Annotated in this window: 13 protein-coding genes; 8 read left to right on the forward strand and 5 right to left on the reverse strand. The window is 51.5% G+C overall.

What is annotated here, in order from left to right; genetic code table 11:
* Positions 1 to 40 precede the first annotated feature (40 nt).
* Together K3T82_RS05640 and lexA are read right to left on the reverse strand one after the other, a co-directional pair.
* Complete coding sequence (locus K3T82_RS05640) at positions 41 to 1201, reverse strand: hypothetical protein (RefSeq protein ID WP_220192507.1); 1161 nt, start codon at positions 1199 to 1201, stop codon at positions 41 to 43.
* Between the two features lie 289 nt (positions 1202 to 1490).
* Positions 1491 to 2135, reverse strand: a complete 645-nt coding sequence (gene lexA / locus K3T82_RS05645; RefSeq protein ID WP_220192508.1) for a transcriptional repressor LexA — start codon at positions 2133 to 2135, stop codon at positions 1491 to 1493.
* A gap of 415 nt (positions 2136 to 2550) precedes the next feature.
* Here lexA and K3T82_RS05650 point away from each other — a divergent pair, with 415 nt between their 5' ends.
* Positions 2551 to 3075 carry a bifunctional nuclease family protein gene (locus tag K3T82_RS05650; protein ID WP_220192509.1) on the forward strand — a complete coding sequence of 175 codons (525 nt, stop codon included), beginning with the start codon at positions 2551 to 2553 and terminating at the stop codon, positions 3073 to 3075.
* A gap of 70 nt (positions 3076 to 3145) precedes the next feature.
* On the opposite strand, the gene K3T82_RS05655 is transcribed toward K3T82_RS05650, so the two are convergent.
* The 3 genes from K3T82_RS05655 to lysA are packed head-to-tail and all read right to left on the reverse strand — an operon-like array spanning position 3146 to position 5165.
* Complete coding sequence (locus K3T82_RS05655) at positions 3146 to 3418, reverse strand: hypothetical protein (RefSeq protein WP_220192510.1); 273 nt, start codon at positions 3416 to 3418, stop codon at positions 3146 to 3148.
* On the reverse strand, positions 3415 to 3768 hold the full coding sequence (locus tag K3T82_RS05660) for a hypothetical protein (protein WP_220192511.1): 354 nt from the start codon (positions 3766 to 3768) through the stop codon (positions 3415 to 3417). The genes K3T82_RS05655 and K3T82_RS05660 overlap by 4 nt, the downstream gene beginning before the upstream one ends.
* 53 nt (positions 3769 to 3821) lie before the next feature.
* Positions 3822 to 5165: a diaminopimelate decarboxylase gene (gene lysA, locus K3T82_RS05665; protein WP_220192512.1), complete on the reverse strand. Its 1344-nt coding sequence runs from the start codon at positions 5163 to 5165 to the stop codon at positions 3822 to 3824.
* A gap of 285 nt (positions 5166 to 5450) precedes the next feature.
* Here lysA and gltX point away from each other — a divergent pair, with 285 nt between their 5' ends.
* From gltX to rpsU, 7 genes are all read left to right on the forward strand, one after another.
* Complete coding sequence (gltX, locus tag K3T82_RS05670) at positions 5451 to 6974, forward strand: glutamate--tRNA ligase (protein WP_220192513.1); 1524 nt, start codon at positions 5451 to 5453, stop codon at positions 6972 to 6974.
* 109 nt (positions 6975 to 7083) lie between these two features.
* Entirely contained in the window at positions 7084 to 7740 is a 657-nt protein-coding gene (locus K3T82_RS05675; RefSeq protein ID WP_220192514.1) for a DUF6483 family protein, read from the forward strand.
* Between the two features lie 120 nt (positions 7741 to 7860).
* On the forward strand, positions 7861 to 8559 hold the full coding sequence (locus tag K3T82_RS05680) for a CPBP family intramembrane glutamic endopeptidase (protein ID WP_220192515.1): 699 nt from the start codon (positions 7861 to 7863) through the stop codon (positions 8557 to 8559).
* 260 nt (positions 8560 to 8819) lie between these two features.
* On the forward strand, positions 8820 to 9770 hold the full coding sequence (locus tag K3T82_RS05685) for a UDP-glucuronic acid decarboxylase family protein (protein ID WP_220192516.1): 951 nt from the start codon (positions 8820 to 8822) through the stop codon (positions 9768 to 9770).
* 63 nt (positions 9771 to 9833) lie between these two features.
* Positions 9834 to 11423, forward strand: a complete 1590-nt coding sequence (locus tag K3T82_RS05690) for an O-antigen ligase family protein (RefSeq protein WP_220192517.1) — start codon at positions 9834 to 9836, stop codon at positions 11421 to 11423.
* Between the two features lie 16 nt (positions 11424 to 11439).
* Complete coding sequence (locus tag K3T82_RS05695) at positions 11440 to 12615, forward strand: lysylphosphatidylglycerol synthase transmembrane domain-containing protein (RefSeq protein ID WP_220192518.1); 1176 nt, start codon at positions 11440 to 11442, stop codon at positions 12613 to 12615.
* Positions 12616 to 12817: 202 nt separating this feature from the next.
* The gene (gene rpsU, locus K3T82_RS05700; protein ID WP_220192519.1) at positions 12818 to 13003 is read left to right on the forward strand and encodes a 30S ribosomal protein S21; all 186 of its coding nucleotides are present in this window, start codon (positions 12818 to 12820) and stop codon (positions 13001 to 13003) included.
* The last annotated feature ends 19 nt before the right edge of the window (positions 13004 to 13022 follow it).

Here is a 13022-nt window from a genome sequence, read left to right on the forward strand (position 1 = left end):
AATATCTGGTACCTACGGCTAGCAGCCCATACCAGAATGGCTAAAACTCATCTTCTTCCTCGTCACCATTGTCCGGATCATGAAGTGATGAACGCCGTGTCGTGGGACGTTCAAGCTGACGCGTCAATTCTTTACGTAAGGGATCATCTTTATACATATAAGGAGCGCGACGAACGAGGGGGCGGTTCAAATTCTCCTCTGAGGATTCGCTCGTAAGCGTACCACTCTCGGGGTAGGGATGCTGAATAGATTGCTCAGTTGTACGTTCCTGCTCTCCTACCTGTTCTAGGAAGTCTGTTCGACGCTTACGCAACTGGGAAGAGGGGCGACGCGTAGTAGCGGAGGATTCACCTGCCGCTGGCAAGGCTCGCTCATTGCCACCTTGGGATGGATGCGAGTCCACAACGTGATGATTGGGACGCGCTGGGCGCTGGCTCGCCATTTGTTGCGAGAGCCGGCGCGAAGATTCAAGGCTACGCTCATGCCTGGCAGAAAGGGACTGACTGGGACGTGGTGACGCAAGGCGGCGTGAGGGCTGCGTGGGTGAGAAATCAAGCCCCTCATCCTCTTCATCATCAAACTGCTGAAATGCTTCAATGCGAGCCGCACGCAAGGCAGCTGAGCGCTGACGACTCTGCGCGGAGCCTGGTTCATAGCCAGGGAAACCAGGATAATTGAGACGGCGCGTCGTGTGATTGGTTTGTGTATGTTCCTCGGAACCTCGCGTCGGTGGATCACCACGACGCGAAATCATCTCCTGAGAAGCAGCGCGCTGAAGGGATGTCGTGGTGGTACGCGGTGTCTTCGGAGCAGGAAGACGCTGAACGGTTGGGGATGATAGTTGACGCGAAGGGCGCGCACGCTGAAAATCCTCACCTTCGTGCAGTGTAGGAGTTGCTGGAACGGTATAGCTTTCAATCTCGTATGTACGGTGGGCCACGCGAGCCTGAAGGCGCGGAGGATCATATCCATCATCTTCAAAGAACTCATCTTCTTCGTAGATCTCGGCAAGCACACGCTCTTTCTCCTCCTGGCGACGCGAGAGGTAGGAAAAGAGAGTTAGAGAGATGGGAATGCTTAGGAGAAGTGCAGCTAGACCACCAATGAGCCCACCCAATACCCAGGAATTCAACGTATTACCAAACCAGAGAACAACCGCGGCACCTGCGATCAAAACTAACGCGACGGCAACCGCCTTCATAATATTGAAATCCTTTCCGAGCTAGCGACACCCTACACACTTCAGCACTACTATGAATGGCGACCCACTCCAGGAGAATATACTGCTAAAGTATAGCAAATTTACGAGAAGAGTACAAGAGGAGGGGAAGGCTTTGTAGAACGATAAGGCAGAATAGGGGCAGATACAGCCACTTTTCAGTCACACCCTATCATATACAACAAAGTACCACTCTCGATCAACATTTTCTCCGATCGAGAGTGGAGGCAAGGCAGCTAAAGACATCGACGCGAAGAAAGGCGTCTCTTTGTTAGGCGGCAGAATCGCATTGGCGGAAGATCGCGACCACTTTTCCTTGAATTTCCCATTCGCGATCCCAGATACTCTTCGGAATCAGGATGGGGTCTAGTTCAGAATTGGCGGGTTGCAGGCGTACGCGATCATGCTCTTTCTCTTGGAAGAAGCGTTTGAGAGTCGCGCTCCCGCTTTCACCTTCAAATCTGTGAACTGCAACCACGATATCGCCATTCTTGCAAGTCTGCTGGGGCTTAATAACGACATAGTCACCATCACAAATGTGCTCTTCGATCATCGATTGTCCCTTCACAAGAAGGGCATAGCAGTTCTCTCGCTCAACAAGATCACGCCCCATATCGAGGTGCTCAGAAGGGGTCGCATAGATATCAAGAGGCTGACCAGCGGCAATCGTTCCTACCAAGGGAATACCTGCCACTTCTTGCTTTACCAGCTTGATGCCTCGACTTTTCTTCGGCTGACGAACTATCAGGTTCTTCTTTTCGAGCATCGTCAAATGGTAATCAACGTGTCCTGTACTGGCAACATTGAGCTCGCGACCAATCTCACGATTCGTAGGAGGCATCCCCTCCTGCTTCATATAACTGACGATGAACTCATACATTCTTCGCTGTATTTCACTGGTTTGTTCTATTGACATAGAACCCGGCCCTGCCTTTCTGAACACATGAACGCATAATCTTCCATGCCACCGAGCACTAGAACGGCTATTCAAACACATGATACCATAACACTATGGTCAATACAAGTTTTTTTGAACGGAATTTTCGAATATATTTTCTTACTCAGCCGCTTGCTTTCAGATAGATTGCTTACTTGATTGAACATCTTACAAGCCGGATCAATGGCGTAAGCAGGCCAATTACTTGATGTGGAGTTTGGCGCTAGATATGGGTTCTGCTATACTGCCTTAGAGACCATTGCTAGGTGGTCTAAAGCCTCATGAAGCTATACACGAAGCGCTTTTTGATTTGCGTCTGGGATCAGGATAGGTGTACAATAGAGGCGTAAGATATTCGACGGACTTCGCCACGAAAGAGAGAGTCAAAAATACTATGGTAGAGATGACAGTTGAGAGCGTGCGAATCAACCTGGCTACGCAGCAGCGAGTGGTCATCTTGAAAGCTTCACAGCAAGAGCGCTATCTCTTTATATGGATAGCCTACGCTGAGGCATATGCTATCGCCGTCGAACTTCAAGGAGCCACTTCACAACGCCCACTGACACATGACCTGCTCAAAAATGTCATCAGCGAACTTGGCGCTCACATGGAGAGTATTGTGATTTCCGACCTCGTCGATGAGATCTTTTATGCGCGCCTGGTTCTTGATGTCGCGGGAAGACATGTGGAAATCGATTCACGCCCAAGCGACGCGATAGCCCTGGCGGTGCGCACAAAGACGCCCATTTTTGTTGAGGAAAGTGTGCTCGAACGGGGAGGCGTGACGCTTGAATCAGGCGAGGAGCCTCAGCCCTCCACTGACAAAGATGCACAGGCTTCTGAAGATGATGGCAATCTTGATGCCTATCGCGACTTCATTAATAGCCTGGATGTACTGGACGAGTTTGGCAAAGACTAGAGAGTTATATCCCTGGCTTTCTGTATGCTGCTCAGACTGCCTGGAATCATAACATCTCTCAGACAAGCACTCAAAACGAGCGCACAATAAAACGCGCCATCCCCACCAGAATCCGTGCAAGAAGGCCATAGAGCAAAATGGCAGGCAACACATAGAATTCAGGGTCCAAAGTAAAGGGCAGATGGATCTGAAGTGCTAGCCACTGCATGGGAACAAGAAACACTGTACTAAAAGAGTACAATGCAGTCACCCACTGCTGATCGTCGGGTGTATGTAAGACAAATTTCATCACCAGGCGGGCAAACAGCGATAATTGAACGATGACAAAAAAGATCGCGATCAACCCTGGTAAGAGTCTGATGAAAGTTGGTACGCCCCCTCTTCTATCTCCCCCAAACGTAGGTTCAGGCTCTTTATAGCGCTTTGGCTGTGGTCGAGGATCTGGCGGCGCATAAGAAGGCTGGCCCCAGACAGGCCACTGGGGAGGCGGTACAATCTGGCGCCTCCCCCTTGAGGTGGTGAGATGGGAGGAGGGGCCGCTGTGGTACGCTCATCATATGGGCTTGGATCATATAAGTCCTGTGCGTATCCGGGCTCTTGCGCAGGATTAGGGTAAGGAACAGGTTCAGTTGGCATGTCGTGCTCGTCAACACTAGGACGTTGTTGACCTGATAACCGTCGCCAATACTTCATTCATGTCCTCCTCATTAATGCTACGCAACTCCCAAACAACATTGTATGCTTACTTAGAGGCCCTGATAACGCGACAGAATATCATCATATGTCTCACGCCTCTCCATTACCTGCACCCCTTGCTCATCCACCAAAATTACGGCTGGTCGTGGTACAAGGTTGTAGTTACTGGCCATCGGGAGGCAGTACGCGCCAGTTAATGGGAGAAGTAAAAGTTCCCCTTCGCGCATATCGGGCAGACGTACATTATTGATTAGCATATCACCCGACTCACAATAACGTCCAGAGACGCAGTAATCCACCGCTCCTTGCGTGGTTACCCTTTCGACAGGCAAGGCAGTATAGAGCGCGTCATAGAGTGCGGGCCGAATGTTGTCCGCCATACCGCCATCGACGAAAAGATAGTTCACTCCAGCCGGGGTAGCCTTCAACGCACCAACGCTGTAAACCGCGACTCCAGCGCGGGCGATAATTGAGCGACCAGGCTCCAGAACCAATGTTGGTGTCGGGAGGGCAATTTGAGTCACGGATGCCATCGCTTCCTGCATACGCGCCTGAAGTGCCCGGGCAAGCAAATCCAGGCTAGGAATATCGATCTGATCTGGCGTGTCGATGGCCCAACCACCACCAGGGCAAACCTCCTCCGGCCACCATTGCGTATCAGCATATATTTCAGTCGCAAGAGCCATCAAACGCTGCAAACTCTCTTCATAGGGACGCGTCTCGCGGAGCATGGTGCCTGTATGCGCGTGCAATCCTGCAAGACGTAATTTACCCTCACCCAGGATACGCAAGATTGCCATACGCGCCTCGCCATTATGCAGAGGAAAACCAAACTTAGATGAAGCATGCCCGGTCTGCAAGTAGCGATGTGTATCCGTCTCCACAGCAGGCGCAACCCGAAGCAGTACGCTCGGAGTGACTCCTAGCTCGGTGGCAATCCGTGTCAGGCGCTCAATTTCGTTCCAGTTATCCAGAATAATGCGCCCTACACCCAGTTGCAAGGCTAGCTTGAGTTCACCGGCGGATTTGTTGTTTCCATGAAAGGAGACACGTTCCATCGGAAAGCCAGCGCGCTGAGCAACGGTCAATTCGCCACCAGAGACAACATCCAGTCCCATTCCCTGCTCAGAGAGCAAACGTGCAAGCAGAGGTGAGAGGTATGCCTTAGAGGCATAGAGAATGCGTACTGATGAAGCCTGATAGTGGCGCTCAAAAGTCTGGAAATAGCGCTGGCAGGCATTGACAATGGTGGCGCGGTCAAAGATATAGAGCGGCGTGCCATACTCTTGCGCGAGAGCAGGGAGTGAGTGGCCCGCAATGTGCAGAACATCTTCAATCGAGACAGCAACCGTATCTGGAAGGAGGGTTGTCAGAGACACCAGGGATGAGGACATCGAGTTTTATTCCTCTCTTGAGACAATAATTGCCGATAGATATATCTATACAACGAAGCAAGACAAGAGAAGGCCTCGAGACTAATAGCTATCATCCTGCTCTCTTGCAGGATCGGAAACCTCCTGTCAGGCTCGACAGTATGATAGCAGTACATACAAGGAATGGGCAAGATGTGGAGTCCCCAACAAACAGGTCACAAGATCGAGATACATGCTACACAGCAGATGGTAGTCTATGCTACAATAACGCGGTAACGTTGACAGTTGAATAGGAGACAGTTTCTCATGACACAGATCGACAACCGGACCCAGGAGCAGGCACAGGTGCCAGCACATCGCCCGCCACGCCTACGCTTCGCTCCCAGTCCCACCGGCTTTCAGCACATCGGCGGCTTTCGCACAGCTCTCTTTAGCTGGCTATTCGCGCGCCACGGCGGCGGGCAATTTATCTTGCGCATCGAAGATACCGATACAGCGCGCACGGTAGAAGGTTCGGTTGAAGACATCATCCAAGGGTTCCACTGGCTCGGCATGGACTACGATGAAGGTCCAGTTGTAGGTGGTCCCTACGGTCCCTACTTCCAGCTGCAGCGCAAGGCTCTCTACCAGCACTATGCCAGCCAGTTAATTGAGCAGGGACATGCCTACAAGTGCTACTGTACACCCGAGCGCATCGATGCCATGCGCCAGGAGCGCGCGGCACAGAAGTTGCCACCACGCTACGATCGCCATTGCCGCTATCTAAGCGCCGAGGAGCGCGCAACTAACGACGCGGCAGGGCTCTCCTACACAGTGCGTCTGGCTATGCCAACTGAGGGTGAGACAATTGTGCCAGATCAACTTCACGGCGAGATGGTCTTCAAGAACACCGACCTTGACGATATGATCATTCTCAAATCGAATGGCCTGGCCCCATATCACCTGGCGCATTTAGTCGATGATCATTTGATGGAGATTACACACGTCCTACGTGACGAGAACTGGATCTCCACAGCACCGTATCACGTCCAGCTCTATAAAAATCTGGGCTGGGAGATGCCTTTGTTCTATCATGTACCAAACGTGCTGGGCAAGGACAAACGCAAATTGAGCAAGCGGCGCAATGCGCCCGCATGGGGTGACTTCAAACGCGAAGGCTATCTGCCTGAGGCAGTCTTTAACTTCATGGCTTTACTCGGTTGGGCCTACGATGATAAGACTGAGTTCTTCACAGCCGAAGAGCTGATTCGTGTCTTCACGCTGGATCGTGTTAGCGTCTCGTCGGGCATCTATGATCCCGAGAAGATGCTCTGGATGAACGGCGTCTATATCCGCAAGCTCTCACTGGAAGAGTTGGCAGAGCGCACACTTCCTTATATGGAGCGTCCAGAGGCGGAGGGCGGACTGCCTGATAGCATTCAGCGCCCGCTGGATCGCGAATATACAAAGCGCGTGCTCGAACTGGAGCAGGAGCGCCTGAAGACTCTGGGTGATGCCGCGCGCGCGGTCTCCTTCTTCTATCTGAAGGATCTAGAGTATGACGCGAGTATGCTCATTCAGAAGAAGATGGACGCTGAGGGAACACACAACGCGCTCCAGCAGGCACATGATCTGCTCGCCAGCATCGAGGAGTGGACTCATGAGACATTGGAGCCTCCAATGCGTGAATTAGCTCAGAAGCTAGAGCTAAAACCGGGGCAACTCTTTGGAGCCGTTCGTGTAGCAGTAAGCGCAAGCAATGCCACACCACCCCTGTTCCATATGCTCTCAGTCCTTGGGCGTGAAGTCAGCCTGAAGCGCTTACAGGAAGCAATCGCCAAGCTGGCATAAGTGCTGAAACAAAAAGTAGGGGAGGTGTCACGGGTCAGACCTGCGATACCTCCCCTTATCCTTACAGAAATACCATGCTCCAGGTGTTGGCCTGGATGGAGAGTGGGCAATGGTCAATAAAGACTATATTCTGAGATTAGCCGAGAAATTCGGGCGAACGCTGGCGATTGTCTTGCGCCTACGCGCATATGATAAACATGAAGAAGCATTGATTTTCATTGACGAGGAACTATTTCGCACTACGGGCCTGACCTCCAGTTTCCTCAACACACTTGACGAGCAGACAGTCGTCGAGGCACTCTCACCACTTGGTAGGCCAAACATCGAGGCTACACTTGGAACAGCGCTGCTGCTCAAGGCAGAGGGAGAGATTTACGAGGCTAAAGGCAACACCCATGAGAGCTATTACCGCTATGTAAAAGCACTCCATTTGCTACTTCATCTACACCTGCATGCTCCTATCGAAGATGCCGAAGATATACGTGAAGAAATGAATGCCCTGATCCGCAATCTCGACGCCTTTGATCTGCCACGCCCCACTCGCCAACTACTCTTCGCCTACCAGGAGCATCGCGGATTCTATGCTACAGCCGAGGATACACTCTTCGAACTTCTGGAATCCACCCCGAGAGACGCTACACTGCTGCAACAAGGGCGCGAGTTCTACAGGCGGCTAGACTTGAAAAGCGATGCGGACTTGGCGGCTGGCAACTTCTCACGCGAAGAGGTACAAGAAGGACGCGAACAACTACAACGCTTTGAATAAAGTAGGAGTTCATACCCCTCTCAGCCTTTTCGCTGGACAGATTTGCATGTTTTGATTACACTAACTTAACACTTGTTAACAATCACTTAACACATGTGCTAAGGAGTAAGGATCATTTACATGGAAGCTGTACAGCCGAGCAAAGAAGTCTTTCTGCCCAGAAGAGGTTCACACGTGTCAACCCTCAAGTCAAAACAATTAGTTCGTTCAACCGTGCGTATGAGTTGGCGTTGGATGTGGCCTGATATGCTTATGCGCGTGATCCCGATGGCTCTTGTTCCCTTTCTCTATATCACTCTTCTCCACCTCCCTCTCTCATTTTTGGGCCTGACCCTCACCAATGCGCCCTTGCATATTATTGTAGGGCTGCTGGTGGGAGGGTTTATGGCAACTTTCGCCATTGGATATCGCATGTTCGTCGTAGGGCGCGCATTCCGCAGACCGACACTGAGCGATCAGAGCTTTCAGACATTCTTTTACCTCTTCATCAACGGGCCAGTTGAAGAACTCTTCTTTCGCGGCTTCATCCTAGCAGCGGTCACACAGTGGACAGGCTGGATCGGATGGGGTTGGCTGGTGAGTACGGCAATCTATACCCTGTATCACCGCCTGGGCAAATGGAACTGGCGTAGCATTGGCGGAGTGGGGCTGGCTGGAGTTGTTTTCAGCCTAGTCTATTTACTACTGCCTGGACAACAATCATTGCTGGCGGTTACGATTGTACACGGCTTCACGACAAGCGGCTTTCTCAGTTGGGGAGATGAAGCCCTGTATCAGGTATGGAAACGCCGCCGGGTTCCGCTTGAACTGAATGGCTAGTTTTTGCGTAAGAGCTTGAGTCTAGGCGCCAAAACCGCTAAGATAGGGGCGAGACATATGGCTGCACGCATAGGATGCTCGGATTCATGACGAACATCCGAAATCTCTCTGTGGCATTCAGCATATAGTACAGCATTACCGATCAATGGGTGCTGTTACCCATATATTGCTCAGTTCGTCTACCCTTTCAGGTACAATAGAGATACGAACTGGAAAGCAATTATTATGAGTTTTTATCCCTACTCTGGAGGTTTACTTCTTTGAAAGTCGTAGTTACTGGTGGCGCGGGCTTTGTAGGCTCCCACTTATGTAGGCGTTTGCTTGACGAAGGGCACACTGTACTATGTGTCGATAACTATATTACAGGTTCCACACGCAACATTGTAGCTCTACGCGCGCATCCAAACTTCCATGTTATTCAACATGATGTGACCCAACCATTCCATTATGAAGCCGATGCCATCTTCCACATGGCAAGCCCTGCCAGTCCAATTGGCTATATGGAACATCCCATTGAGACGATCCTGGCTAACACACAGGGCACTCACAATATGCTCGAAGCTGCGCGCAAGCAGAACGCACTCTTCCTGGTCTCCTCAACATCGGAGATCTACGGCGATCCCCTGGTACATCCCCAGGTCGAAAGCTATTGGGGTAATGTGAACCCCATTGGACCGCGAGCTTGCTACGATGAAAGCAAGCGCCTGGGCGAGACGCTGACAATGGAGTATGTACGCCAGTATGGGCTAAACGCACGAATCGTACGCATCTTCAATACCTATGGCCCCAATAGCCAGATTAAAGATGGGCGCATGATTCCTAACTTCATTACCGGCGCATTGAAAAACGAGACACTAGTCGTCTATGGGGATGGACAGAAGACACGCAGCATTTGCTATGTTAGCGATCTCGTCGATGGTCTGATGCGCGCGATGTTCCGCGAGAACACACGGGGCGAGGTCTTCAACCTGGGAAATCCCGATGAGCATACCGTTCTCGAATATGCACATACCATCATCAAGCTCTGTCAATCCAGCTCAACACTGATCTTTGAACCTGATCGAGTGGATGATCCCGAGCGCCGCCAGCCCAATATCAGCAAGGCGAAAGCAGTGCTTGGGTGGGAGCCAAAGATTGGAATGGAAGAGGGACTACGCCAGACTATTGCCTGGTTCCGCACTCAGCTTCCAAATCTCTCCACCGTTTCCTAATCACAGCTCTGATGGATATCCATCGTCACCGTAGCGCATAGAGAAAGAGCGGATCATATTCGTATGTCAATCTCCAGAGAGAGAGTGAGTCTTGTGCCTGGCGCACCAAAGTCTTGGCGCATACTGGACAAGGTACAGGAACATCTGACACTAGCCAATACCTTTGGCGTGCTAGGAGCGCTGCTTGCCCTGGCGTGCCTCTTCTATTTTCCTCCGGCGGTCAGCATTCGTGTTCTTCTCTATGCCATCGTCTATATCTGGACTTTCCTGCGCCCGCGTATGGCTCTATACCTGACACCTTTCGCGGTCGCATGGGGGTCCCTTGATGCACTCACTGTTGCTGGCATTAGCCTGACCAGCGCTGATATTCTGGTACTCTTGCTCTTTGCAAGCTGGCTTTGCAGCCATGTCATTCGCCCCAGAATGGGTTCTAACCGCCCCCAGGCAGGTCCTTTTGACCGAACAGGCTATAATCTACCGCGCATCTTGAGTATTGGCTTGCTAGCGCTCTTGTTGGCGATGCTAGTCTCAATACCAACGGCCCTCAGCTTCAAAACAAGCCTTAAGGAGATTGCCAAATGGCTTGAGGTGGCAATCCTCCTCTGCCTCGGCTCACAATATTTACGGACACGGCAGCAGGTATGGACCCTGGTAATAATGTGTATCCTGGCAGGTATCTCTCAGGCATTTATGGGCTACGCGCAGTATATGTTTGATCTAGGACCGCAATCTTTTGTGCGTGGCAGTGGTCTGCGTATCTACGGCACGTTCAACCAGCCCAATCCCTACGCGGGCTTTATTGATATGGCCCTGCTGATTACTATCTCACTTACACTTCTAGGTCGCAATTGGGCAACTCGCATCCTGGCAGGAGGGGCAACCATCTTGCTGGGCGCTGCCTTCGTCCTCTCGCAGTCACGCGGCGCGAATATCGCCTTGGCTCTCGCGCTGGTCTTCCTATGTATCGTGGGCTTTCCTCGCCTGAATGTACTCGTTCGCCTGGGCGTAATCGTACTGCTGCTCCTCTTCGCAGCCTATTGCGCGAACCTTATCCCCGAACACTACGTCACTCCCATCCTACATAAACTGGGGCTGGCAGGTATATCCTTTGTCAATCCCCATGACGAAGACTTCTCAACTGCTGAACGCCTAGCGCACTGGATCGCTGGCATCAACATGTTTCTAGATCATCCCCTCCTTGGCGTTGGCATCGGCAATTATCCAAATGCATATCCACGCTATTTTATTACTATCTTCGCCAACCCGCTTGGACACGCACATAACTACTATATCAATATCGCAGCCGAGGCCGGTATCTTTGGTTTTGCGGGCCTGTTTACCTTCTTATTCAGCATCTTTTTGACCGGAAAGCGCGTGCTACATATACTGAATAAGCGAATTCGAATAGCGAAAAAAGAGGTCTATCCAACCCAGGTACGCACGGGGGCAGAAAGTTTTGAACAGAGGCGTACACTATATCTGGCAAGCTTACTCAGCAATGATCGAGCACTGGCAATTGGGCTGATCGCGTCGTTACTCGCAATCTGTTTGCACAATCTCTTCGATGATCTATATGTCCATAATATGACAAACCTCTTTGCGTTACTTATCATTCTCCTGACTCGTTTGCCTGATATAACGCTCAAACAGTAGGAAAACGGAGGTAGCCGTGTCAACTCATCCAGAGCATTCCGCCAGGGGAACCTCTTCTAAAGAAGTAGAGACGACCGACGACGCCCAGACAGTTTTGCCCGTAGCTGAGACCACAGCGCCCGAGATTACACGAGACCAACTTTCCCTCTCTAAACGTCTGTTGAACTGGCGCACACTTGTCCCTTTAGTGGTTGTACTTGTGGCGCTCATCTTCTTCGCCCAAAAAGCCAACATTAATCCCCAAGCCATCTGGGAGGCTATACGGCGTGCAAACCTTTTTCTCTTTCTACTAGCCTTTGGTATCTACTATCTCGCTATGGGCATACGTGTCTGGCGCTGGCGTCTGCTACTTGAGAATGTAGGCTATACGCCCAAGAAAGGTATTAAGCTTCCAGGCTTCTGGAAACTGGCCGAGATCCTCTTCATCTCCTTCTTCGCCAATGTCGTCGTACCAGCAAAGCTTGGCGATCTCTATCGCGCCTATCTGCTAGGACAAGAAGTGCCAGTCTCAGGAACACGCAGCTATGGTACGGTATTGGCGGAACGCCTGCTTGACCTGACAGTGCTACTGCTACTCTTTATTCCTGCGCTCCTCATTAGCCTGCAAGAGCATCTTCCACCCCAACTTCAGCTCAGCCTAGAAATTGTGCTGGCAGCGGTTGTGTTGGGGATTGCGGCTCTCATAGTACTTCGCTTGGCGCGAGAGCCAATTGCGCGCCTCGTCCCTACACGCTGGCGTGGGCATTACTATCACTTTCAGGAGGGGACACTTGGTTCATTTCGACGCCTTCCAGCTCTGGGAGGGCTGACAGTAGGGGTCTGGGTCTGCGAAGGATTACGCTTTTTCTTTGTAGCCCTCTCTCTCAATCTCCTAAGTGGCAATCTGACATACCTTCTCGCGGCAGCGATAGTCGCCGGGCTAGCTGAGGCTCTATTAACTGCGGTCCCCGCGACTGGCGGCGGATTGGGGGTCGTTGAAATCGGCATGATCCCCATCCTGGGTCTCTTCTACCATGGGCTAGATACCGTCAATCGCTCGACGGCGACGATCCTACTGGATCGTACCATCAGCCTCTTTAGCGTCCTTGTATTTGGGCTAATTGTCTTTCTGTTCGCATTTGGACGCAAGACGACTATGCAGAAAAAGGCGACACTGCTCAAAACAACTGACAACAAACCGGACAGCGAGTGATAAGCAATGTGAACGATCCCGGAATCGTGTGCGACCATCTCATTGTGAACGATCCCGGAATCGTGCGATAACATCTTGCATGTAAAGGGTCTAAGGTAGTATAATTTTGACCGCAGGTCCGCGAGGGTGAAGATAAAAGACGGATTTGCCAACTGCTGGCGCTCTTCCCCTCCGAAACAGACCATGAGAGGGGGGATTCCTGGTGACGGAAGTCAGGATCAGCAGCACTGATTCGTTCGAGACCGCACTCAAGCGCTTCAATCGCAAAATCCAGCAGGAAGGTGTTCTCGCAGAGGCTCGCCGCAGGGCACATTTCGAGAAGCCCAGCATGAAGCGCAAGCGAAAAGAGGCCGCGCGCCGTCGCAAGCTTCAGCGGAAGCTTGTTTAATGTCCCGTGGCATAGACCG

This window comes from Ktedonospora formicarum (assembly GCF_016587355.1).
In the GTDB taxonomy this organism is placed as follows: Bacteria; Chloroflexota; Ktedonobacteria; order Ktedonobacterales; family Ktedonobacteraceae; genus Ktedonobacter; species Ktedonobacter formicarum.